The 23,724-nt window shown below is 70.9% G+C and carries 20 protein-coding genes; 14 read left to right on the plus strand and 6 right to left on the minus strand.

Annotation, left to right across the window (positions count from 1 at the left end; genetic code table 11):
- Complete coding sequence (locus tag JJ685_RS00730) at nt 1-1,506, minus strand: capsule assembly Wzi family protein (protein ID WP_201672260.1); 1,506 nt, start codon at nt 1,504-1,506, stop codon at nt 1-3.
- A 238-nt stretch (nt 1,507-1,744) separates the two neighbouring features.
- Between JJ685_RS00730 and JJ685_RS00735 the strand changes: the two genes are divergently transcribed.
- From JJ685_RS00735 to JJ685_RS00755, 5 genes are all read left to right on the plus strand, one after another.
- Entirely contained in the window at nt 1,745-2,359 is a 615-nt protein-coding gene (locus JJ685_RS00735) for a biliverdin-producing heme oxygenase (RefSeq protein WP_201672261.1), read from the plus strand.
- Nucleotides 2,337-4,553 carry an ATP-binding protein gene (locus tag JJ685_RS00740; RefSeq protein WP_201672262.1) on the plus strand — a complete coding sequence of 739 codons (2,217 nt, stop codon included), beginning with the start codon at nt 2,337-2,339 and terminating at the stop codon, nt 4,551-4,553. The genes JJ685_RS00735 and JJ685_RS00740 overlap by 23 nt, the downstream gene beginning before the upstream one ends.
- A complete protein-coding gene (locus JJ685_RS00745) occupies nt 4,553-5,014 on the plus strand; it encodes a response regulator (RefSeq protein WP_201672263.1) in 462 nt (153 codons plus the stop codon). The genes JJ685_RS00740 and JJ685_RS00745 overlap by 1 nt, the downstream gene beginning before the upstream one ends.
- Complete coding sequence (locus JJ685_RS00750; protein WP_201672264.1) at nt 5,007-6,959, plus strand: hybrid sensor histidine kinase/response regulator; 1,953 nt, start codon at nt 5,007-5,009, stop codon at nt 6,957-6,959. Before JJ685_RS00745 ends, JJ685_RS00750 begins: the two co-directional genes overlap by 8 nt.
- A 121-nt stretch (nt 6,960-7,080) precedes the next feature.
- Complete coding sequence (locus JJ685_RS00755; protein WP_201672265.1) at nt 7,081-7,398, plus strand: hypothetical protein; 318 nt, start codon at nt 7,081-7,083, stop codon at nt 7,396-7,398.
- A 51-nt stretch (nt 7,399-7,449) separates the two neighbouring features.
- Here JJ685_RS00755 and JJ685_RS00760 read toward each other — a convergent pair whose 3' ends face one another.
- Nucleotides 7,450-8,229, minus strand: a complete 780-nt coding sequence (locus JJ685_RS00760; RefSeq protein WP_201672266.1) for a transglutaminase domain-containing protein — start codon at nt 8,227-8,229, stop codon at nt 7,450-7,452.
- A gap of 183 nt (nt 8,230-8,412) precedes the next feature.
- Here JJ685_RS00760 and JJ685_RS00765 point away from each other — a divergent pair, with 183 nt between their 5' ends.
- Nucleotides 8,413-10,380: a hybrid sensor histidine kinase/response regulator gene (locus JJ685_RS00765; RefSeq protein WP_201672267.1), complete on the plus strand. Its 1,968-nt coding sequence runs from the start codon at nt 8,413-8,415 to the stop codon at nt 10,378-10,380.
- Between the two features lie 41 nt (nt 10,381-10,421).
- Here JJ685_RS00765 and JJ685_RS00770 read toward each other — a convergent pair whose 3' ends face one another.
- On the minus strand, nt 10,422-12,761 hold the full coding sequence (locus JJ685_RS00770) for a DUF3482 domain-containing protein (RefSeq protein ID WP_201672268.1): 2,340 nt from the start codon (nt 12,759-12,761) through the stop codon (nt 10,422-10,424).
- A 90-nt stretch (nt 12,762-12,851) separates the two neighbouring features.
- The gene (locus tag JJ685_RS00775) at nt 12,852-13,031 is read right to left on the minus strand and encodes a DUF3606 domain-containing protein (protein ID WP_201672269.1); all 180 of its coding nucleotides are present in this window, start codon (nt 13,029-13,031) and stop codon (nt 12,852-12,854) included.
- A 212-nt stretch (nt 13,032-13,243) separates the two neighbouring features.
- On the opposite strand from JJ685_RS00775, the gene JJ685_RS00780 reads away from it, so the two are divergent.
- Both JJ685_RS00780 and JJ685_RS00785 read left to right on the plus strand, forming a co-directional pair.
- Nucleotides 13,244-13,462: a hypothetical protein gene (locus JJ685_RS00780; RefSeq protein WP_201672270.1), complete on the plus strand. Its 219-nt coding sequence runs from the start codon at nt 13,244-13,246 to the stop codon at nt 13,460-13,462.
- A 34-nt stretch (nt 13,463-13,496) separates the two neighbouring features.
- Nucleotides 13,497-14,093 (plus strand): DUF2059 domain-containing protein, encoded by a 597-nt coding sequence (locus JJ685_RS00785; RefSeq protein ID WP_201672271.1) that lies wholly within the window; start codon nt 13,497-13,499, stop codon nt 14,091-14,093.
- A gap of 51 nt (nt 14,094-14,144) precedes the next feature.
- Here JJ685_RS00785 and JJ685_RS00790 read toward each other — a convergent pair whose 3' ends face one another.
- Nucleotides 14,145-16,301, minus strand: coding sequence for an AAA family ATPase (locus JJ685_RS00790; protein WP_201672272.1), 2,157 nt, complete (start codon nt 16,299-16,301; stop codon nt 14,145-14,147).
- Between the two features lie 541 nt (nt 16,302-16,842).
- On the opposite strand from JJ685_RS00790, the gene JJ685_RS00795 reads away from it, so the two are divergent.
- Complete coding sequence (locus tag JJ685_RS00795; RefSeq protein WP_201672273.1) at nt 16,843-17,580, plus strand: DnaJ domain-containing protein; 738 nt, start codon at nt 16,843-16,845, stop codon at nt 17,578-17,580.
- Between the two features lie 88 nt (nt 17,581-17,668).
- Nucleotides 17,669-19,399, plus strand: coding sequence for an L-arabinonate dehydratase (gene araD, locus JJ685_RS00800; protein ID WP_201672274.1), 1,731 nt, complete (start codon nt 17,669-17,671; stop codon nt 19,397-19,399).
- A 573-nt stretch (nt 19,400-19,972) separates the two neighbouring features.
- On the opposite strand, the gene JJ685_RS00805 is transcribed toward araD, so the two are convergent.
- Nucleotides 19,973-20,839, minus strand: a complete 867-nt coding sequence (locus tag JJ685_RS00805; protein ID WP_201672275.1) for a LysR family transcriptional regulator — start codon at nt 20,837-20,839, stop codon at nt 19,973-19,975.
- 99 nt (nt 20,840-20,938) lie between these two features.
- Here JJ685_RS00805 and JJ685_RS00810 point away from each other — a divergent pair, with 99 nt between their 5' ends.
- The 4 genes from JJ685_RS00810 to JJ685_RS00825 all read left to right on the plus strand — a co-directional run bounded on the left by JJ685_RS00810 (nt 20,939) and on the right by JJ685_RS00825 (nt 23,691).
- The gene (locus tag JJ685_RS00810) at nt 20,939-22,102 is read left to right on the plus strand and encodes a mandelate racemase/muconate lactonizing enzyme family protein (protein WP_201672276.1); all 1,164 of its coding nucleotides are present in this window, start codon (nt 20,939-20,941) and stop codon (nt 22,100-22,102) included.
- A gap of 10 nt (nt 22,103-22,112) precedes the next feature.
- Entirely contained in the window at nt 22,113-22,625 is a 513-nt protein-coding gene (locus tag JJ685_RS00815) for a hypothetical protein (protein ID WP_201672277.1), read from the plus strand.
- 135 nt (nt 22,626-22,760) lie between these two features.
- Nucleotides 22,761-23,147: a hypothetical protein gene (locus JJ685_RS00820; protein ID WP_201672278.1), complete on the plus strand. Its 387-nt coding sequence runs from the start codon at nt 22,761-22,763 to the stop codon at nt 23,145-23,147.
- A 76-nt stretch (nt 23,148-23,223) separates the two neighbouring features.
- Nucleotides 23,224-23,691, plus strand: coding sequence for a J domain-containing protein (locus tag JJ685_RS00825; protein ID WP_201672279.1), 468 nt, complete (start codon nt 23,224-23,226; stop codon nt 23,689-23,691).
- Nucleotides 23,692-23,724: the final 33 nt, after the last annotated feature.

Below are 23,724 nucleotides of genomic sequence, written 5' to 3' on the forward strand. Positions count from 1 at the left end.
CTACAAGGGCACCTCGACACCGAACTTCACGCCGGTGTCGCGTCCCGTGTTGCGGCTGTCCAGGAAGCTCAATCCCAGGTGCACCTTCGCTGCCCGGACCGAGAGGATCCGCGTGTACCAGCTCGCGGAGAGTTCAGCGAGCTTGACGGTGTCCGCTGCGGGGAAGGCCAGGTTGACCGTCTGGTTGCCGGGATTCACCTCGGCCCGCAGGTAGCGGGCGCCGTAGCGAACCCGGTAGGGGTTCTGCACCGGCGCGACGCTGACGCCGATGGAATTGGCGCGGCCGTCGCCGCCCATGAAGTGCGCGATGGGCAGGCCCTCGTGGTACATGCCGTCGAGGAACTGGGAATGCCGGTACGCGATTCCCGGCGTGCCGTCCTTCAGACCGAAAAAGCGGTTGGCCATGGTGTCGGCGGATTCCAGGTACCACTGCAGCCGGGCGCCGGCCCACGTGTGCTTGAACTGCAGGCCCACCAGGCTGAGGTATTCGGTGGGTGCCCGGTTGGCCTCGTCCTCGCCGATGAACTGGCCGTACAGCGTCAGCGGGTTGCCTCCCGGCAGCCAGGTGTAGCGCAGGTCGAATCCGGCGATCTCGTTGTTGACCGCCCCGTTCGGATCGTTCGAGCGCCCCAGGATGGCATCGCCGAGCGCGTCCAGTCCATCGCCGCCCACCGAGCCGCCCCACTGGATCAGGCGCGAAAAGCCCAGCTGGAAGCGGGGCAGCGGTTCCACCTGGAAGCGCATGGAAAACACCTTGGTGCCCGACGCGAACTGGTTGTGCAGCATCTGCCCCAGGAACAGCTCGTAGCTCCAGGGCCCCAGCCAGGACAGCCAGCGCGTTTCGAAGGGACGTTCCTGGCCCCGTTTCAGGCCGATTCCCGGAATGGCGAGCGCCGCGTTGGACCAGATCAGGCTGCCGTCCTGCCCGGGCCCCCACCAGTGCGCGAGCTGGCCCGCCCACAGCACCTGGCCTCCCACGTTGCCGGCGATGTAGCTCCCCTCCAGGTTGAAGTTGGACTGCCGCGACGTCAGCGGCTGGTACAGCCCGCGCACCTGCAGCCTGCCCGCGACCGGGCCGCGGGTGCCCTCGATCCACGCGCTCGCCTCGGCGTCGGCGCGCACCGGCGCTTCGAAGCCCATGGCCGGATGCGAAGCCGTGTTGCCCCGCAACGCCACCCCGCCGCCGAGCGCCACACGCTGGCGTGCCAGTTCGATTTCGACATCGGCCAGGGCGTCCCGGTCCGCGGCCGTGAGGACGGAGCGCCGCGCGGCCAGCGCCGCGTCGATCGCCGCCAGCGGCAAGGGCCACGACCACGTGGACAGCTGGATGACGCCGCGGTCCGCGAGCCACTGCAGGTCGTCCCGCAGGCGCTCGTTGCCGGCTTCCACCAGCACGGCACTCTGGGCCTGCGCCTGGGAGCTCGCCAGGATCGCCAGGGCCGCGGCCATGGCGCCAGCCAGCTTCGAACTGCCACTGCTTCGCGTGTACGTGTGCGTCTCTGCCATCGATGAGTCCTTTCGTGGTGGCGAATCATGCGCAGAATCCCCTGGCCTGCCAAGGCGCCGAACCCGCGCCGGGCCGATTGATGCGCCCGAGCGCAGGGTGTTGGCATGCTACGAGCAACGCATGTCCGATGCACATGCGATGCACACGGCTCTGCGCGACCTTGGATCTTGTCCTACACACCGGCGCGGGCGACGATGACACGATGACCGCAGCCCGTCACGCCTGCGTAGCCCGAAGTTGTCCGTCCCTGCTGTCCGTCCCGTCGCCCCGCCCACCGTCGCTCCGCTGCCCGCCCTGCGGGCGGCCACACGCACCCATCACCAGCGGCTGGACCGACTGATCGACCTGCGCCGGCTGGCCGACGGCCGCCGCTACGGCCGCGTGCTGCAGGGCATGGAGGGTTTTCTCGGCGCCTGGGAAGGCCACGTCGCCGCCGCGCTGCCCGCCCCGTGGCACGCCTGGCTGCGCGGCCGTTCGCGCCGCCCCTTCCTGGAGCAGGACCTGCGCGCGCTGGGGCTCTCGGTCCGCGGCCCCCTGGGGCCGATGCCGGAACTCGGGAGCGCGGCCGCGGCCTGGGGATCGATCTACGTCATGGAAGGCTCGGCCCTCGGCGGACAGGTCATCACCCGCAGCCTCGCGCAGGCGGGCCTGACGCCCGGGCGCGGCGGCGCCTACTTCCACGGCTGGGGCCCCGCCACCGGCAGCATGTGGCACGAAGCCCGCCGGCTGCTGGACGAACAGCTCGCCGATCCGGCCCGCCTGACCCAGGCCTGCGCGGGCGCCTGCGCCACCTTCGACGCGCTGGCCCACCACCTCGAACTGGCCCTGCATGAGCGCCCTTCCCCTGCCTGACCTCGCGCAGTGCGCGGACGAGCCGATCCGCACGCCGGGCGCCGTGCAGCCGCACGGCCGCGTGTCGGTGCTGGCGGCGGACGACGGCCGCCTGCTCGCCTACAGCGCGAACTGGGCTTCCGAGCAGGAGGCGAGGGACGCACTGGCGCAACTGCCGGTCGACAGCGGCGCGCTGCAGTCCGGCAACGGGCCGGCGTGGATCGGCACGCTGCAGCTGGCGGACCGCGGGCACGACGTCGCAGCGCACCGGCAGGACGGGCGCGTGATCGTCGAATACGAGCCGGCCTTGCCGGGCACGGGCCTGCTGGCGCCGATGTACCACGTGGCGCGCGACCTGCTGCCGCTGGTGCAGCGCGCCGATTCCGTCGATGCGCTGTGCCAGGTGGTCGTGCGCGAGATGAAGCGCCTCACCGGCTTCGGCCGCTGCCTCGTGTACCGCTTCGACCCCGACGGCCACGGCCAGGTGTTGGCCGAACGCCTCGATCCCGGCTACGACGCCTATGCGGGCCACCGCTTCCCGGCGAGCGACATCCCGGCGCAGGCGCGCGCGCTGTACCTGGTCAACCACATCCGCCTGATCCCGGACGCGAACTACGAGCCGGTACCCCTGCTCGCGGCGCAGGGCGCGCCGGACCCGTCCGGCCTGGACCTGGGCTTCGCCGGCCTGCGCAGCGTGTCGCCCGTGCACCTCGAGTACATGCGCAACATGGGCACGCTCGCCTCGATGTCGGTCTCGCTGGTGTCGCGCGGGCGGCTGTGGGGACTGATCTCCTGCCACGACCACGCGCCGCGCCACCTCTCCTTCCAGACACGGGTCGCCTGCGAGCACCTGGGCCGGCTCGTGTCGCTGCAGATCCAGGCGCAGGAAGACAACGCCGAAGGGGCGCAGCGGCTCGCGCTGCACCAGCGCGTGCTGACGCTGGTGGCGCTGATGGCCGAGAGCGACGGCACGCTGCAGCGCCTCGCGGACCCGGAGCTGTCGCTGCACCGCCTGGCCGACGCGAGCGGCGCGGCGGTGGTCCTGAACGATTCGGTGTGGACCATCGGCGAGACGCCACCCCCCGACATGGTGCGCGAGCTGGCGCACTGGATCGCCGCGCGCGGGGGCGAGACCTTCTGCACCGACCGGCTGTCGGAGGTCCACCCGCCCGCCGAGGCGATGCTGCCCGGGTGCGCGGGCGTGCTCGCCATCTCGATCTCGCAGGTCCACCGCCACGTCGTGCTGTGGTTCCGGCCCGAGCTGGTGCAGACCATCCGCTGGGCCGGCGACCCGCGCCAGAAGCTGCTGCCGGGGCAGGGCCGCATCCACCCCCGCCAGAGTTTCCAGAGCTGGCAGGAGCGCGTGCGGGGCCGCTCGGCGCCCTGGCTGCCGGCGCAGCAATCGGCCGTGTCCGAACTGCGGCAGGCGCTGCTCTCGCTGGTGCTGCGGCGCGCCGAGGAACTGGCCGGCCATGCCGTCGAACTGGGGCGCGTGAACAAGGAGCTGGAGGCCTTCAGCTACACCGTGTCGCACGACCTGCGCGCGCCCATGCGCCACATCGCCGGCTACGTCGACCTCGTGCTGGAGGACAACGCGCACCGCCTGGACGAGCGCTCCACGCGCTACCTGCGCCACGTGAAGGACGCAGCCGCCTACGCCGGCAAGCTGGTCGACGCGCTGCTGGACTTCTCGCGCCTCGGGCGCTCGGCCCTGAAGCCGACCTGGGTCGACAGCACGCCCCTCGTGGAAGACCTGGTGGCGGAGCTGCGCCAGCAGGAAGGCTGCCGCGCGATCGAGTGGGACATCGCCCGGCCGCTGCCGCGCCTGTGGGCCGACCCGCTGCTGCTGCAGGTGGCCGCGCGCAACCTGCTGGCCAATGCCGTCAAGTACACGCGCGGCCGCGAGCCGGCCCGCATCCGCATCGCGCCGCTTGCCCTGCCCGAGGGCAGCGGCCTGGAGATCAGCGACAACGGCGTGGGCTTCCCGATGAAATACGTCGGCAAGCTGTTCGGCGTCTTCCAGCGGCTGCACCGCAGCGAGGACTTCGACGGCACCGGCATCGGGCTGGCCAACGTCAAGCGCATCGTCGAGCGCCACGGCGGCAGCGTCTGGGCGCGCGGCGAACCCGAACAGGGCGCCACCTTCGGTTTCGTGCTGCCGCCCCCGGCACCCGAGGCGCCCCATCCCGAAAGCAACAACGCGGAGTCCGCCTGATGCTCAAGCCCATCCTGCTGGTCGAAGACGACCCCCGCGACCTGGAACTCACCCTGGTCGCCCTCGAGCGCAGCCAGCTCGCCAACGAGGTGATCATCGTGCGCGACGGCGAAGCGGCGCTCGAGTACCTGCAGCGCACCGCGAGCTACGCGGGGCGCGCCGAAGGCAATCCGGCCGTGGTGCTGCTGGACCTGAAGCTGCCCAAGGTCAATGGGCTGGAGGTGCTGCAGACGGTGCGGCAGACCGAGTCGCTGCGCAGCATCCCGGTGGTGATGCTGACGTCCTCGCACGAGGAGTCGGACGTGCTGCGCAGCTACCAGCTGGGCGTCAACGCCTACGTGGTCAAGCCGGTGGAGTTCAAGCAGTTCGTCGAGGCGATCGCCGACCTCGGCATCTTCTGGGCCGTGCTGAACGAACCGCCGCCGGGCTCGCTGCGCAGCTCGCGGAGACGGCATGAGTGAAGCCGCCGGAGCCCGGCGCGAGGGCCTGCGGATCCTGCTCGTGGAGGACTCGCGCCTCGATGCGGAGCTGGTGCGCGTGCAGCTGGAACGCAGCTGGCCCGGGGTGCGGCTGGAGGTGCTGCGGGAGGAAGCCGCCTGCGTCGACGCCCTGCGCTCGGGGGAATGGGATGCCATCCTGTCCGATTACGAGCTGCCCGGCTTCACCGGCGCCGACCTGCTCGCGCGCCGCAACGAGCTCGCCCCGGAGGTCCCTTTCGTCTTCGTGTCCGGCGTCATCGGCGAGGACAACGCGGTGGAGCTGCTGAAGAAGGGCGCCACCGACTACGTGAGCAAGAGCCGGCTGGCGCGGCTCGCCCCGGTGCTGGAACGCGCCCTGCGCGAAGTGGAGGAGCGCCGCGCCCGCAGCCACGCCGAACGCCAGCTGCGCAAGGCGGACGTCACCTTCGCGCGCGTGCTCGACGCCCTGCGCGACTACGCGGTGATCCTGCTGGACGAGGACGGCCGCATCCGGTTCTGGAACCGCGGGGCCTGCGTGCTCTTCGGCTACGACGCGCAGGAAGCGCTCGGGCAGTCGGCCGCGCTGCTGTTCGCGCCGGAAGACGCCCCGCCGGAAGCCCTGCGCGCCGAGATGCGGATCGCCCGCGCGCAGGGGCGCGCCAGCGACAACCGCTGGCTGGTCACTCGCGAGGGGCGGCGGCTGTGGGCCGAGGGCGTGCTGACCGCGCTGGAGGACGAGGAAGGCCGGCCCGCCGGCTTCTGCAAGCTGGTGCACGACGGCACCGAGCGCCACCTCGCCGCCGAGGCGCTGCGGGCCGCGAAGGAGGAAGCGGACCGCGCCAACCAGGCCAAGGACCGCTTCCTCGCCGTGCTGTCGCACGAACTGCGCACGCCGCTGGCGCCGATCACGACCGCCGTGCACGTGCTGGAGAAGGCCGCGCGGCTGGACGACCGGCACCGCGACCTGCTGCCCATGATCCGCCGCAACGTGGCGCTGGAGGCGCGGCTGATCGACGACCTGCTGGACCTCACCGCGATCAACGCCGGCAAGGTGAGCCTGCACAAGGAGCGCGTCGACTTGCACCAGCTGGTGCACGCCGTCGTCGGCATGGTCGCCGACACGCTGCGCGACAAGCAGATCGACCTGGAGCTGGTGCTAGCGGCGCGCGATCACTGGGTGGACGCGGACCAGGCGCGCATGCAGCAGGTGCTGTGGAACATCGTGCGCAACGCGCTGAAGTTCACGCCGCGCGGCGGCCGGGTGCGGGTGCGCACCGAAAGCCGCGACGGCGAGTTCCACCTCGCCTGCACGGATTCCGGCATCGGGATCTCCAGCGACGCGCTGGCGCGCATCTTCAGCCCGTTCGAGCAGGCCGACGCCGAAGTGGCCAGGAGCTATGGCGGCCTGGGCCTGGGCCTCGCGATCGCACAGGGCCTGATGGTGCAGCACGGCGGCCGGATCCGTGCCAGCAGCGACGGCCCCGGCAGCGGCTCCACGTTCAGCATCGCCCTGCCCGCCGCCGAGGCCGGCCAGGCCACCGGCGCCGTCGCCGCGCCCGAGGCAGCGCAGTCCGAGCGCAAGAGGGTGCTGCTGGTGGAGGACAACCAGGACGCGGCCACGGTGCTCGCGCTGTGCCTGGAGGAATACGGCTACGTGGTGGAGCACGTGGGCACCTGCGCCGAGGCCCTGCGGGTGGCGCACGCGGGCGGCTTCGACGCCGTCCTCACGGACCTCGGCCTGCCGGACGGCAGCGGGATCGACGTCGGCCGGGCGCTGTCCGGGCGGCTGCCGGTCGTCGCCCTCAGCGGCTACGGCCGTGACCAGGATCGCCACCGCTCCAACGAGGCGGGCTTCGCCGCCCACCTGGTCAAGCCGGCCGATCCGGCCCAGGTGCATGCCTGCCTCAGCGGCCTGCTGGCGCGGCAGGGACCCGGCGCGACGGCGTAGGGCATCGCTAGCCCGGCAGGGGCCCCGCGTCGGACGCGGGATGCCGTCCGGGTCTTACAGCCGCGCTTGGCCCGGGTTCCCATACTTCGCGGACAGCAACAGTCTGAAAGGGAGTCTAGCCATGCGTCAAACCGCTCTCGTGATCGCCGGCCTGGTGTCCGCCGCCTCCATCGCCCTGGTGGGCTGCGACGTGCAGAAGACCCAGGAAGGCAATGTGTCCGTGCCGAAGTACGAGGTCTCCAAGACCAAGGAAGGCGACGTCACGCTGCCGAAGTACGACGTCACCGCGCCCAAGGTGGACGTGACCACCGAGCAGAAGGACGTGAACGTGCCGAAGGTCGGCGTCTACACCGAAAAGGAAACGCTGACGGTGCCGAAGGTGGAAATCACGCCGGCGAAGGACCGCGACGACAAGAAGGTCGCGGAGACCAAGAAGTAACACGGCCCCCGCCCCGCAATCCGGGCCGGCGCTGCCGGCCCTCTTTCTTTCTCACGCCTCCGTCACGCGGACGTCCATCGCGACGATCTCCAGCGGCCCGTAGTTGGAAAGGAAGGCCACGTCGGCGATGTCGCGTCCGTTCGCCACCACGATGCGGCCGCCGCGCGGCTCGTCCTGGGTGGCGTCGAAGGCGTACCAGCGGCCGCCGAGGAACACCTCGTACCAGGCGTGCATGTCCATCGGCTCCAGCCCGTGCAGGTAGCCGACCACCACGCGCGCGGGCAGCAGGAGGCTGCGGCTCAGGGCCACGCCGACGTGCGCAAAGTCGCGGCACACGCCGGCGCCCTGCTCCAGCGTGTCCAGCGCGCAGGTGCTTTCCTCGCTCACGCCGTGGCGGTAGCTGAGGTTCTCCCGGATCCACTGGCAGATCCGCTCGGCCTGCGGATAGCCCGGCGCGCTGCCGCTGACGATGGCGCGTGCGCGTTCCTCCATCTTGTCGCTCGGGCAGTAGCGGCTTTGCAGCAGGTAGACCAGGGTCTCGTCGGGCAGTTGCGCGGGCGGCACCTGCGCCGCGCGCCGGTCCACGTCGATCTGGTCGGCCACTTCCACCTCGGCTTCCACGCAGATGGTGCTGTCGCCGCGCGGCAGCGTAAAGCGCTGGCACAGGTTGCCGAAGGCGTCGACGTATTCGCTGGCCGGGACCCAGGGCGCGATGTCGTAGCGCTCCGCCACCACCCATTGCCGGGTGCCGCTGCGCGCGCGCAGCATGGCGGCCACGGGGCAGTCCTGTTCGCAGTGGATGCGGATCTCGTTGCGCGCGCGCAGTCTCATGGTCGGAGACTCATCATCTGGCCGTGTCCCTGGCTCTGCCGTAGGACCACCGCCTGCACCCGGGCAAGGCGTTTTCCGGCACGCGTGCCAGACAACGCCGCCACATGGGCCGGCCCGCCCCCGCAGAGTTGCCAGCCGGCTTAGACTCGGCGCTGCCCTGGCGCTCGCCCGGGGCCCGCAACCGTGCCACACAACACCATCTCCGCCCACGTCCTCCTCGTCGACGACCAGCCCGCCAACCTGCTCGCACTGGAAGCGGTGCTCGAGACGCTGGGCGTGAACCTCGTGCGCGCGGTTTCCGGACCGGAGGCGCTCGAGGCCCTTGCGCGGCAGGATTTCGCCGCGGTGCTGCTGGACGTGCGCATGCCCGGCATGGACGGCTTCGAGGTGGCGCGCGAGATCCGCGCGCGTCCGCGCTCGCGCTTCACGCCCATCCTGTTCGTCACCGCGGGCGACGATCCCGACGAGGCCATGCTCTCGGCGTATGCGCTGGGCGCCGTGGATTTCCTGGCCAAGCCGCTGCGCGCCGAGGTGCTGAAGGCCAAGGTCGGCGTCTTCGTCGAGCTCTATCGCAGCAAGGAAGAACTGCGCCAGCGCGAGCGGCGCGACTTCGAGCAGCGGCTGGAAGCGAAGGAGGAGCGCTACCGTGCCCTCTTCGAGTCGATCGACGAGGGCTTCTGCGTGCTGCGCCTGGTCCGCGACAAGGCCGGCAAGGTGCGCGACTACCGCTTCGAGGAGGCCAACGAGGCCTTCACGATGCACACCGGACTGCGCGGCGCCGTGGGCCGGACGATCCGCGAACTCGTCCCCGGCCCCGAGGGGCAGTGGTTCCAGATCTACGAACGGGTGGCGCAGACCGGAGAAGCCACGCGCTTCGTCGAGGAGGCGCGGACGATGAACCGCTGGTTCGACATCTACGCCACCCGCCTGGGAGGACCCGGCAGCGACCTCGTCGCCGTGCTGTTCTCCGACATCACGCAGCGCCTGCTCGCCGAGCAGGACATGCGCCGCCTCAACGACGAACTGGCCCAGGCCAACCGCCGCAAGACCGAATTCCTCGCCACCCTGGCACACGAACTGCGCAACCCGCTGGCACCGCTGTCGAACGGGCTGCACCTGATGCGCATGGGCGCGAGCAAACCCGAGCTGCTGGACAAGACCCGGCAGATGATGGAAAGGCAGATCCAGCACATGGTTCATCTCGTCGACGACCTGCTGGATGTGGCGCGCATCAGCACCGGCAAGGTCGAACTGCGCCGCCAGCGCATCGAGCTGAAGGACGTCGTGGCCACCGCGGTCGAGACCAGCGCGTCCCTGATCGAGGCGGGCCACCACAAGCTGCACGTGGAACTACCCTCGCAGCCTTTGCCCATGGACGCCGACCCGACGCGCATCGCGCAGGTGGTCAGCAACCTCCTGAACAACGCGGCCAAGTACACGCCCGAGGCCGGGCGCATCACGCTGAAGGTCGGGGTGGAAGGCAACGAGGCGGTCCTGTCGGTGACCGACACCGGTGTCGGCATCGGCGCCGAGGCCCTGTCCCGGGTGTTCGAGATGTTCGCGCAGGTGCCCAGCAGCGCCGCCAAGCCACAGGGCGGGCTCGGCATCGGGCTGTCGCTGGTGCAGAGCCTGGTCGCGCTGCACGGCGGCAGCGTGTCGGCCGCGAGCCCCGGTCCCGGCCAGGGCAGCACCTTCACCGTGCGGCTGCCGCTGGCGGCCAGCGAGGCCGCCGGGGCGGAGCGCAACGCGGCCAACGCGGCGGGCAAGCCGGGCCAGCTGCAGGTGATGGTGGTGGACGACAACGCCGACGCGGCCGAGAGCCTCGGCGTGCTGCTGGACATCGAAGGCCATGCCGCCCACATCGCGCACACCGGCGCCGAGGCCCTGCAGATCGCCCGCGAACATTCGCTGGACATCGTGTTCCTCGACATCGGCCTGCCGGACATGAGCGGCTACGACGTGGCGCGCCGCCTGCGGCTGCTGCCCGGGATGCAGGAAACCCTGCTGGTGGCCCTCACGGGCTGGGGCACGCAGGACGACCGGCAGCGCACGCGCGAGGCCGGCTTCGACCGCCACCTCACCAAGCCGGCGGAACTGCCGGCGGTGGAGGAACTGCTGCACTCCGCGGCGCAGGCCAAGCGCGTCGCGTAGGCTCCTGGGCGGCAGAGAAACGGGTCTGCGTTGGGCCTGATTCAGACCCGTTCGAGCAATTCGCGCGCGAGGTCTTCCAGGATCGTCGCCAGCGCCGGCACCGTCGCCGTCGGGTGCGGCGACTGGCGCGCCTGCTGCCACAGGTCGGAGAGCACGTCGGCGCGGGCTTCCACGGCCGCGACCACCTCGCTGCGCCAGCCGGCCGGCGCTTCGTCGTCCGCGAGCGCGCGATGGGCGACCACGAGATAGGTCAACACCAGTCCTTCGGTGAAGGTCTGGAGCAGCTCGTCGCCCAATTGGACCTGCGGCTGGCCGCCGGGGCTGCCCCGGTTGCGCCAGGCCGCTGCCGCATAGGCCGCGCCGCCGCCGATCATCGCGCCGAGCGCGGCCGCCGCGCCGAGCGTGAGCCCGCCCGTGAGCAGGTCGATGCCGGCGCCCATGGCCGCCCCGGTGGCGGCGCCGGCGATGCCGGCCTGCGGCGTGTCCACCGGCTGCTGCTCGCTGAAGCCGCTGTCCAGGCGGGCGCCGGCGATGGGCGCGACCGGCGCGCCGGAACGATAGAGCTGCACCAGCTCCGCCAGCAAGGCGCTCTCGCTCTCCCGCAGGCGCTGCAGCAGGGCCTGGCGCGCGCCTTCGCGGGCGCGCTGGCTGGCGTCGCGCTCGGCGGCGTCGAGCAGGTGGCGCAGGCTCACCGGCGCGCTGCCGACGTCCTCGCTGTCCCGCGCGGCCCGTGCCAGCTCGGTGGCCAGCAAGCGCATCGCCTCGCCGAAGCGCACCGCGTTGCGGTCCTGCCAGGTCGCCGCGAGGCGCTCGAAGCCGGCCCGCTTGCTGCTCGCCACGCGCGCCGCCGCCGCCTCCAGCAGCAGCGGGTCGCCCAGCCAGTGGGAGGTGCAGCGTTCCAGCGGCAGCACCAGCGCGCCGATCCCGAGTTGCTGCGCCGCGTCGTGCACCGCTTCGTCGTCCGGCGCGAGGACCAGCGTCGGCTGCCCCACCCAGTGCAGCAGCCGCCCGGCGTCGCGCAGGTCCGCGGCGCGGTGGGGCACGACCAGCATCAGGTCGGTGTCGGCCAGCGTGGCCTGCACCGCGTCGCGCTGCCCCTGCGCGCGCGGCGCGGCCTTGAAGCGGCCCAGCAGATCCTGCAGCCAGGCCTGCGCGGCCGAACCGCCGGCGGCCTGCGCCGTCACGACGGCGGAGGGGGGCCGGGTGCCGGGCGGGACTTCGAACACGCGCAGCACGTCGCCCTTGGCCGTGCTCAGCACCGTCCAGGGGACGTGGCCCAGGGGCGGCGCCCGGTCGGCGACCTGGTGCAACATGCGCAGCACGGCGTCGCGCCCGGGTCCGTCCGGCGCCAGCAGGCCCACCGTGATGCGGGCCGGGCTCACCCGCGCCAGCACCTGCACGAAATAGGGATCGCGCAGGTCGATGCAGACCGCGCGGGCCAGCCGGTGGCGGCGCCAGCCGCTCCACGCCGCCAGCACGGCGCGCGGCAGCACGACCACCAGGAACAGCAGGGCCAGGTACATCCACACCCAGCGCCGCGCCTCCTCCACCCCGATGGCGGCGCCGGAACCGAAGGCCATGCGCTGCAGGTCGGCCACACTGAAGGATTCGAAGGGCAGCAGCGCCACCACCGGCGCGAACAGCAGGCGCAGGAAGGCATGGACCTGCTCCACCCCGAGCAGCGTGCTTTCCCAGCCGACGCGGTACTGGCGCACGATGCCGCCCAGCACGATGGACAGCGCCAGACCCAGGGCCCAGCCCACGGCGCTCAGGTGCAGCAGCTGCTTGAACCACAGCCACTGCTGCCGGCCGGTGGCGCGCAGCCAGTGCTCGTGGAAGCGCGCAAGCACGTCGGCGTGCAGCCGGCCGGTGCGCCGCCCGGGCGCGGGGAGGCCGGAGAGCCAGCGCAGCAGCCCCGCGGCCGGCAGGTGGGGCGCCCGGGGCAGGAACAGCGACAGGAGCATCAGCACGTACACCGCCAGGTTCCACGCCAGCACGCCCAGCAGGGCCGGCGACAGCATGTTCACCTGGTGCGGGTTGTCGATGCGGTCGATGGCGGCGCCGAGCCCGCAGGCCAGCAGGGGCAGCCCCAGCAGCAGCCAGCGCTGCCAGCCTAGCGGGTCCTGCAGGCTGGCGATCCGCGGCTGGCGCTTGTCGACCACCGCCAGCATGCGGCGGGCGCGCTGCAGCAGGTACTGCGTGAAGTCGATGCCGTGGGGGCCGACCGCGCGGCTCGCCTCCAGCGCCTCCCCCTCGATCTGCTCGCGCTCGACGGCGCTCAGCACCTTGCCCTGGGGGTCGGCGTCCTCCACGGCACGCGCCAGCACGAGTTGCCGCGCGCTGGCTTCGTCGAGGAGCAGGACGCCGTCTTCCACCGTCATCGGAGTGCGGCCAGTGTGCCCGAGTTCACCGCGGGCACGCACCGGTCGCAAACCCTTAACCGGGCCGCGGCGGGACCGGCCGGCGCGCGCTCAGCGGGCCTGGCGCAGGAAACGGCGGACGTTGTCCGGATCGTGGCCGACGTAGGTGACGGCGTGCTCCAGTTCGTCCTCGCTGCATCCCAGCCAGTTGCACCAGTTGCGGCGCTCCCATTCGGGCTCCAGGTGGATCAGCAGCTGTTCGGCAAGCATCTTGTTCACATCTTCGGACATGGTCGATTCCCCTTTCCGATGCCTTCAGCGTAGGCGCGGCCGCGGGCTGGCGCGGCAGGACAGGCGAGCGCCACGCTGTCCGGCGAGCCTTTTCGCTGCTGTAGGACGCCGGCGCCGCAGAGCCGGATGTCCTGCGGACGGCCCCGGTGTGCGACTACAGGGCGCCGGGGCGCGGGCCGCCACCATGGCTGGCATCACAAGGGAGTCCCGCCATGCTGCTGCGCAAGCTGATCGTGTTCGCCGTCACGTCCGGGCTGGCCAAGAAGGCCTGGGACGTCCACCAGCAGAAGGAACAGGCCCGCGAGCGGCGCAAGATGCCGGTCGACATCACCGAGGTGGTCGCGCGGCCGGTCGCGACGGCCGATCCGTCCGAGCGCCGGCGCGGCCGCAAGCTGGGCGCGCGCCGCCGCAGCGAGGGGCCGGCTTCGTAACAGGCCCTTTACGGCCAGCCTTTACACTGGCCGGATGCGATTTCCGAAAACCCTGCTGATCCTCGCGATCGCCGCCGCCTGCTCCGTCTCCGCACAGGCCCAGTCCACGCCCGCCAAGAAGGAGCTCGTGGCCCGCATCCTGAAGGTGCAGCAACCTGGCATGGAAGCCATGGCGCGCAACCTGGTGGAGCAGCCCGCCATGGAAATGCTGGAGCGTGCCGGCGCCGCCCTGCCCCAGCGCGTCGCCGCCGACAAGCGCGAAGCCGTGGGCAAGGACATCCAGAACGACGTCAAGAAGTTCGTCGACGACACCGTGCCGATCGTGCGCGACCGCGTGGTGAAGATCGCGCCCTCGTCCATCGGCGTGATCTTGGAGGAGAAATTCACCGAGGCCGAACTGAAGGAAGTCGCGGCGATGATGGAATCGCCCACCTTCGCCAAGTTCCAGGCCATGGGCGGCGAGCTGCAGCGTGCGCTGGTCGAGAAACTGGTGGCCGACACCAAGCCGCAGGTCGAGCCGAAGCTGCGCGGCCTGGAAGAAGGCATCGCCAAGCGCCTGGGCGTCAACGTCGAAGCGCAGAAGGGCGCCGCGCCGGCGGCGGCCGCGCCGAAGGCCCCCGCCAAGAAGTAAAAAAAAAGGGCGGCCCGCGGGCCGCCCCTGCCTCACTCCTCGCCGGTTCCGTCAGGCCGCCGCGTCCGGCGCCGGCTGCGCATTCGACGCGCCGTTCAGGCCCACCTTCGAATCGAAACTGAAGCAGGCCGCCTCGAACGCGCGGATCTCGTGCAGCGCCTCCTTCAGGCTCATCTCGCCGGCCTCCATCAGCTTGCCGGCCAGGTGCTCCGTCAGCGGCTTCAGGCGCCCCAGCGTGGCCTTGGTCTCGCCGTAGAGGCGCTCGCTCTGCATCTCCATGATGGAGCGGGTCTCCTCGTCGACCGTGCGGTTGTTGCCTTCGTGGAGCGCGCCGAAGTTCAGGCGCGTCTTGCGGTACATGCCCATCTCCGCCACCGCGTGGTGCAGCAGCTTGGTCACGCGCGTGATGTCGTTGTGGGCGCCGTTGGTGGTGCCCTCCTCGCCGAAGAACAGTTCCTCGTTGGCCATGCCGCCCAGCAGCACGCGCACGTCGTGCTCGATGTCGGCCTTGGTCTTCAGCAGGTTGTTGCCCTGCTTGTGGAACACGAAGCCCAGGGCGTTGTTGCGGGGGTTGGCCTTGAGCGAGATCTTGATGGTCTTCATCTCGGCCAGGAGCTTGTCCCAGTCGCCGCCGGCACGCTTGCGTTCCAGCTCGAAGTCCACCAGGAAGTGGCCCCACTCGTGGATCGCGATGATGCGGCGGTCCCGCTCGCGCTCCTTGGTGGCGTTGCCGTTGACGTTGCCCACCAGCACGCGCTCGGCGGCCTGCATCAGGGTCTCTGCGTCGATCAGCTCGCCGGCCTGCACCGCGGTGATGCCCGCCTGGTCGACGATGGTCTCCAGGTCGGCCGGGCTGCGGCCCTCCGTGATCTCCACCAGGTGCCGCAGGTCCAGGCCCTCGGCCACCTTGTCGGCGCGCTGGCCCAGGTAGTGCTCCACGATCGCGCGGCGCTCTTCCTTGTTCGGCATGCGGAAGTCCACCTTCATCTGGAAGCGGCGCAGCATGGCCTCGTCCATCGACATGGACTCGGAGTTGAAGTTGGAGGCGACGATCCAGATGATCTCGGCGTCGCTCTTGGTGCGCACGCCGTCCAGGATCGCCAGCAGCATGTTCTGCGTGTCGTCGTCGAACTTGCGGTGGCCGCCGCGCTTCATGAACAGGTCCTGCGCCTCGTCGAGGAACACGATGCAGCGCTTGCGCCGCTTGGCCATCGAGGAGATCCGCGCCAGCGTGTTCGAGCCGCCGGCCACGTAGCCGGTCTCGAGGTTGGCGGCGGAGTGGAACAGGATCGGCAGGTTCAGCTCCTTGGCTAGGTAGCTCGCCAGCTTGGTCTTGCCGGTGCCCGCGGGGCCGCTGAACATCACGTTGAAGGGCTTGTTGATGCCGTACTCGGCGTACTCGGCGCGCCGCTCGTACTGGTCCTTGATCTGGCGGACTTCGGCCTTGATGTCGTCCATGCCCACCAGGTCCTCGATCGAGCCCTGCACCTGCTGCGGCTCGATGAAGCGCAGCGACTTGAACTGGCCCTTGAGGTGGAAGGCGAGGAAGCCGAGGAGGCCCAGGGTCAGGGCGGCGGAGAGCACGCCGCTCACGCCGGCCTTCCAGGCGTCCTTTTCGGACTGCGGGCGGGCGCCGGCGAAGCGCTCGTCCAGCTTTTCCAGCATGTCCTGGCTGGCGCTGGACAACTCGCCGCGCGGGATGAACACCAGCTTGCCGCCCCAGGGCGCGTTGACGGCCTTGTCGGCGAAGATCTTGGTCTCCATGTCGCTGGGGTAGTAGGCGAACTGCGTCCCCTGCGACTCGATCAGGACGATGCGCTCGGAGATGTTCCACATCAGCGGCTTGTAGACCACCGTGATGCGCTCCACCGGGTTGCGCTCCAGGAAACCGAGCACCGAGCCGGTGCCGAACTGCACCGGCAGCTTGTCGTTGAGGGTCCACAGCGCCTCGGCGCCGGTCGCGCCGGCCATGGCCCTGACCTGCTCGGCGACCGCCGCCTGGCGCTGCATCACCAGGACGGAATACCCTCCCGTCAGCGGAATCAGCAAGCCCACGAAGATGACCATCGCCTTGACGGCGGTGGACTGGACCGAAAACCAGTCCGACAGGCGGCTCGCCAGCTTCTTGATGCTGAGCCAGATACTGGGCGCGGAGGCGCCGGCTGCGGTTCCCTCCACGGGGTCTTTGTCGGCGGAAAGTTCGGACATCGGTGTACCTGCTCGGGGCGGCCCGGCGCGCGCGGCGCGCCGGCACAAAATGCGTTGCGGAGAGCCCTGGGCGGGGGGCTCTTCTGTCAGAGCCATCCTACAGAAAGGGTTCCCGCGAGGCGAGTCGAAAAATCAGGGCGTCGTCGGGCTGGCTCGTCGCTCGTGACAAATTCACGAAGCGCGCTGTTGCCATTTCGCCGCATGCCGCGCCACGTGGCGCTTGCCCGGAACCCAGGCACGTGGCATGCATCTCATACATTGAGGCGGGTTCTTTTTCAAGTTTCTTTCCCGCCTACTTATCCCTCGGAGCTCCCGCAGCCCCGGGGGATTTTTTATTGTCGGGCGGGCGGGGTGCGGGCGCACGGCGGCCGCTCCACGCCCCCACGTGATCCCGGGGCTTGCGCCAACCCCCTGAATCCCGCGCAGGACTTCGGGGCGGACGCAACAGTCCCGGCCCGACCCAACGAAATTGCGAGGCCCCTTCGCGGCCGCCCGCTGCCGGCTGCCTAGACTTGAAGCAGTAACAACAAGGACGGCAGGCATGCGTTCGGCTTATCTGGTGCTCGGGGTCCCCGGGGATGCCAACAGGGAGGAAATCGAGGCGGCGTTCCGCCGGGCGGAGGCGCAATTCCCGCGCGAGCGGCTGGCGCAGGAGGAAGGGGCACTGGCGCGGCTGGGCGAGATCCGGTCCGCCTACCAGGTCCTGAACGACCCCGATTCGCGCGCGGCGCACGACCGCAAGCTGCAGGCGCAGGTGCGCCCGCCGCCGCGCCCGCGGACCGTGGTGCTCACGGAGGAAGTTTCGCCGCTGCGCAAGTGGATCGTCGCCGGCGTGTGGCTGCTGGTGGTCATGCTGGCCTCCGGCATCTACCTCAGCCACCGCAACGCGGAGGCGCGCCGCCTCGCGGCCGTCCAGGAGGCGGCGGAACGCAAGGCGGCGGAACGGGAAGCCGAGACCCGCCGGCAGGAGCAGGACCGGCTCGCCGCCGAACGTGCTTCCCTGGCGGCGCGCGCCGAGGCCAACGAGCGGCGGCTGCTGGCGGACATCAACGGCTCGCGCGCCGTGGCCACGCAGCGCATGCAGGAAGCGGCCATGCTGCAGGTCCAGAGGCAGGAGCAGGCGGAGGCGCGCCGCCGCGAAAGCGAGCGCCTGTACGAGGAGCGCCGCGCCACCCTGGAATCCCGCCAGGCCGCCGCCGAGGCCCAGCGGCGCGTCGAGCGCGACAAGCAGCGGGTGCGCGAACTCTGCTGGCGCACCTACGGGCGGCCGGACTGCTGATGGCTGCCTCGCGCGGCCCGGCGTAGCGACTAGACTGCGGCCCCACGGGCGCCGGCCGCGTCGGCCGCGCGCCTTCGCCGGAGACGCCATGCCGAAACTCGAACACCTCCGCAGCCAGCGCTGGCTGGCCCGGAACGAATTCCGCAGCTTCAACCACCGCTCCCGGATCATGCAGATGGGGTACGACCCCCAGGACTGGGAGGGCAAGCCGCTCATCGCGATCCTGAACAACTGGAACGACTTCAATCCCTGCCACCAGCACTTCAAGCACCGGTCGGAGGAAGTCAAGCGCGGCGTGCTGCAGGCGGGCGGCTTCCCGCTTGAACTGCCCACCGTGTCCCTGGGCGAGGTGCTCATCAAGCCCTCCGCCCTGCTCTATCGCAACATGCTGGCGATGGAGGTGGAGGAGATGATCCGCGCCTACCCCGTGGACGGCGTCGTCCTCATGGGCGGCTGCGACAAGACCACGCCGGCGATGCTGCTCGGCGCCACCAGCGCCGACGTGCCCGCGATCTTCCTGCCGGCCGGGCCGATGCTGCGCGGCATGTCGCGCGGCCAGACGCTCGGCTCCGGCTCGGACGCGTTCAAGTACTGGGACGAGCGCCGCGCCGGCACCATCAGCGAGCCGCAGTGGATGTCCATCATGGGCGGCATCGCCCGCAGCGCCGGTACCTGCATGACCATGGGCACGGCCAGCACCATGATGTCCATCGCCGAGGCGATCGGCATGGCGCTGCCGGGAGCGGCCTCCATCCCCGCCGTGGACGCCAGCCACCAGCGCATGGCGACCGCCTGCGGCCGCCGCATCGTGGAGATGGTGCACGAGGACCTGCGCCCCTCGCGCATCCAGACCCGCGACGCCTTCCTGAACGGCATCACCGTGGCGATGGCGCTGGGCTGCTCCACCAACGCGATCATCCACCTGATCGCGCAGGCCCGCCGCGCGCAGCAGGAGATCTCGCTGGACGACTTCGACCGCATCAGCCGCGAGGTGCCGGTACTGGCGAACATCCGCCCCAACGGCAGCAGCCAGTACCTGATGGAGGACTTCTACTACGCCGGCGGCCTGCGCGCGCTGATGCAGCGCGTGAAGGACCACCTGCGGCTGGACCAGGTCACCGTCACCGGCAGGACGGTGGGCGAGAACCTCGAAGACGCCGAGTGCTTCAACGACGACGTGATCCGCCCCTGGTCCGACCCCGTCTACCGGGAAGGCGCGCTGGCGGTGCTGCGCGGCAACCTGGCGCCCGACGGCTGCGTGATCAAGCCGTCGGCGATGAGCGAGAAGTTCCTGCGCCACACCGGCAAGGCGCTGGTGTTCGACGACTACCCCAGCATGAAGAAGATGCTGGACGACGAGCACGCGGAGGTCACCGAGGACGACGTGATCGTGCTGCGCAACGCCGGACCCAAGGGCGGGCCCGGCATGCCGGAGTGGGGCATGATCCCGATGCCGGTGAAGCTGCTGAAGGAAGGCAAGCGCGACATGCTGCGCATCAGCGACGCGCGCATGAGCGGCACCAGCTACGGCGCCTGCGTGCTGCACGTCGCGCCGGAAGCCTTCGTCGGCGGCAACCTCGCGCTGGTGCGCAGCGGCGACCGCATCGTCATCGACGTGCCGGCCCGCAGCCTCCGGCTCGAGGTCTCCGACGAGGAACTGGCGCGGCGCCGCGCCGGATGGAAGCCGCAGCCGCCGCGCTTCGCCCGCGGCTACGGCTGGATGTTCACGCAGCACATCCTGCAGGCGAACGAGGGCTGCGACATGGACTTCCTGCAGGCGCAGTTCGGCGAGGCGGCCGGCGAACCCGACATCTTCTGACCGGCCGGGCCCCTACGTAATTCCCGCAGCCGGCCGGTCAGATTCCGGTCAGCGGCCCTCGCCGATGATGGCGGCGCGACACGGAAGCCGGGCGCGTCACCTCCCAATCCTCCCGCGCCCGGTTTTCCCCCGCCCTCGGCCCGGCGTCACCCGCCGGGCCGTTTTTTTTGGTTCTTCACCGAATTCCGGGGAGACCAAACGAAGGGCGGCCGATGGCTACCACGGTTGGCCGGTTGCCTCCGACCCGGACCAGGACGTGACCGTCCGCCTCTGCGACTGTCCCCCGGCGCGGATGAAAAGCGTGCCCCAGTTTGGCGCCGCGCCCGCGCCTCCTCCTTTATGTCGCCGAGTCGGACGATCACGCCCTGGTCCTCCGCGGCGCGGGCGCGGCGCCAGCACGAGCAACGGCTCTCATCCGCGCCGGGGGACAGTCGCTGAGACGGACAGACACGGGCTGGTCCGGCCCGAGCGGCGCGACGTTCACCGAACACGGCTCCCAGCGCTTGCCGGTCGCACATCAACCATCTCGACAACCTCAACTTGGCAGTGGTGGCCATCGGCCGCAATTTTTTTTCAGCAGGCCAGCGCGCGTGCGGCGGCCCAGAACGCTTCCGCGTGCGCGCCGAGGGGATTCGCGTCGCGGTACAGGCGGATCTCCACCGGCAGCCGCCAGTGCGCCGGGCCGCTCACCTGCAGGCGCCCCGCCGCGAGCTCCTCGCCCACGATCGACTGCGGCAGCCACGCCAGTCCGCGCCCCTCCAGCGCCATCGACTTGAGCACCGAGGCCAGGTAGGCCGTGAACACCGGCCGCGCCGCCGTGCCCGCGAGCTCGGCGCCGAGCGCCTGCCGCACGATGCGCCCCAGCCCCGACTCGTCGCTGAACTGCAGCAGCGCGCCCTCCGGCGCGCCCGGCGCCTGCACCGGCAGCAGCAGGTCCTGGCCGATGCGCACCGAGGGCGCGCCCGCCGCGGCCAGCCCGCCGCCCGCCCCGGCCGGCGCATGGGCGATCACGAACTGCACCTGGCGCTGCGCCAGCAAGGCCTCGCAGCGCTGCAGCACGTCCGACACCAGCCGGATCGGGCCGCGGCCCGCCTGCGGCTCCAGCGCCTGCAGCCAGCCCGGCACGAAGGTGAAGGACAGCGCGTGGGTGGCGGCGATGCGCAGGGTGGACGCGTCGGCCTCGGCGAAGGCGCGGGCCTCGCCCGGCACCCGGGCCACGCGCGCCAGCAGCTCCTCGGCCTGCGGCCGGAACCAGTCGCCGGCGGCGGTGAGCCGCGCCGGCTGCATGCTGCGGTCGAACAGCTCCACCCCCAGCCACTCCTCCAGCGCCCGGATGCGGCGGCTGAAGGCGGGCTGCGTCATGTGGCGCTCCTCCGCGGCGCGCGAGAAATTGCCGGTGGCGGCAAGCGCGAGGAAGTCCTCGAGCCAGGACAGGTTCATGGGCGGTGCCTCGCCGGCATCGTTTGCAAGAAAAAGGGCATTGGCCTTGGGCGGCGACCTTGGCGATGATCGCGGCCACTTTACGGAGAAACAGCCACCATGAAGATCGTCGAGATCCGCGAGAAGACCGTCCCCATCAGCTCGCCCATCCGCAACGCCTACATCGACTTTAGCAAGATGACGCTGAGCCTCGTCGCGGTGATCACCGACGTGGTCCGCGACGGCAAGCCGGTGGTGGGCTACGGCTTCAACTCGAACGGCCGCTACGGCCAAGGCCAGCTCATGCGCGAGCGCTTCCTGCCGCGGGTCATGGAGGCCAAGCCGGACTCCCTGCTCGACGGGCGCGGCATCCTCGACCCGCACAAGGTGTGGGACACGATGTTCCGCAACGAGAAGCCGGGCGGCCACGGCGAGCGCTCGGTGGCGATCGGCACCATCGACATGGCCCTGTGGGACGCGGTGGCGAAGATCGAGAACAAGCCGCTGTTCCAGCTGCTGGCCGAGCGCCACGGCGATGGCAAGGTGAACCGCAAGGTGTTCGTGTATGCGGCCGGCGGCTACTACTACCCCGGAAAGGACGACGCGCAGCTGAAGGCCGAGATGCGCAGCTACCTCGAGCGCGGCTACTCCGTGGTGAAGATGAAGATCGGCGGCGCCCCGCTGGCCGAGGACCATCGCCGCATCGAGTCGGTGCTGTCCATCCTGGGCCCCGGCCAGCGCCTGTGCGTGGACGCCAACGGCCGCTTCGACGTCGACACGGCCATCGCCTACGCCAAGGCGCTCTCGCAGTACGACCTGTTCTGGTACGAGGAGGCGGGCGACCCGCTCGACTACGAGCTGCAGGCTATCCTGCGCAGCTATTACAGCAATCCCATGGCGACCGGCGAGAATCTCTTTTCCATGCAGGACGCGCGCAACCTGATCCGCTACGGCGGCATGCGGCCCGACCGCGACTGGCTGCAGTTCGACTGCGCCCTGTCGTACGGCCTGGTCGAATACCTGCGCACGCTGGAGATGCTCAAGCAGCACGGCTGGTCGCCCTCGCGCTGCATCCCGCACGGCGGCCACCAGATGTCGCTGAACATCGCAGCGGGCCTGGGGCTGGGCGGCAACGAGTCCTACCCCGACCTGTTCCAGCCCTACGGCGGCTTCCCCGACGGCGTGAAGGTGGAGGACAGCTACGTCACCATGCCCGAGCTGCCCGGGATCGGCTTCGAGGGCAAGAGCGACCTGATCCGGGAGATGCGGGCGCTGTCGGCCTGACACCCGCCGCATGAGGCTGCCCCGGACCGCCCTGCTCGTCACCGGCCTCGCGTTGGCGGCGGGCGCGTTCGCGGCGCCGCTCGAACTGGAGACCTACGACCTGCGCAAGTGCCTCCAGTGGACCATCACGCGGACCGAACAGCCGGTGCGCTCCGCCGAATACCGCGCGGCCAGGGCGCGGGCCCGGGGCAGCGCCGAGGTGTTCTCGGCCACGGCGGAATTGCCCGAGGGGGGCCAGTTGCACAAGTTCGGCGCCTGCACGTACCGGCGCGTCGCGGGCAAGCCGCGCATCGCCTGCGTGCCGGTGCTCGACTTTCCCCTCGCGGGCGCCAGCTACGTGCCGGCCGAGCAGCAGCGTTTCCGCACCGCGACGGTCCTGCGCTGCGTCTCCGGCTGCGACCAGAAGATCCCCGACCTCGTCTACGACCTGCACGAGGACGCCGTGACGGACGTCGCGGCCCAGGAGAAGGAAGAGCGCGCCCGCGGCACCCGACTGCGCCGCGCCTGCGCCGGCCTGCGCTGAACGCAGCGCCACGGTCGCGCTGGCTCGCGCCAGCCGTGTAGGACCACGCCGCGACCTTGCGGAGCGGAGGCCCCGGGGAGCGCCTCCTCTCGGCACACTTCGGCTCTTACCCGAAGCAGGACAGGGAGCACGCCCATGGAAAGGATCTGGGGGCCGGTCAACGGCTTCTACCTCGCGGCCTACGCTTCGCCGGCGGACGATGGCGAGCACTTCTGCAGCTATGCCAAGGTGTGCTGGGCCCGGCCGGACAGCTACTGGGACGCCGACTGCGCCTTCAAGATCTTCGGCGGCGACCAGCACCCATCCCTCGAAGACGCGCTTGCCGCGGTGGCGCTGGAGGCGCGCAACGAGGCCTCGCAACTGCCGGCGCATGCGCGCACGCTCGCCGAACAGCGCCAGCGGGACCGCGTGCCGATCCCGCGCCTGTTCGCCACCACTTTCTTCCGCCAGCGCGTGGCGCAGCGCAGGGCGCGGCGCATGGCCCACCCCGTGGCGCGAGCGCGCGCGCTGCTGATTTCGTAGCAACCGTCCCACAGTTGCCGCGACGAAGAACGGTTTTGCTGGACCACGGGCGGGCGAAGCTATGAAAATCGTAGCGATGTCGGCTTCCCTGCCCACCTACTACGACGTGCTTCGGGTCGAGCGCCATGCCTCGCCCGAGCGCGTGCGCGCGGCGTACCGCAGGCTGGCGCAGAAGTACCACCCGGACAAGATGCCCGGCAACGCCAACGCGAGCCGCGCGATGGCCGCCATCAACGCGGCCTACGAGGTGCTCTCCGATCCGCAGCGCCGCGCCGAGCACGACCTGTGGATCCAGCGGGCCCGCCACGCGGCCCGGCCCCGCCCGCCGGTGCCCGCCGCGCCCACCGGTCTATTGGAAACGCTCCGGCTGGGCAACGCCTGGCCCTGGGTCCTGCTGTTCGGCACCATGGCCGTGGCCCTGGGCACGATCGGCACTGCCATTTACCTGGCCGCCATGCCTGCGCGCGCCACGGCCGCGCCAGCCTTGCAAGCCTGTGCCGTCGCCGCGCCGGCGCCCGCGGCGCGCTGCGCACCGCGTACCTGAACGCTCCCCGCCACGCCGGACAGCGCTGACGGG

Source organism: Ramlibacter monticola (assembly GCF_016722785.1).
Classification (GTDB): Bacteria; Pseudomonadota; Gammaproteobacteria; order Burkholderiales; family Burkholderiaceae_C; genus Ramlibacter; species Ramlibacter monticola.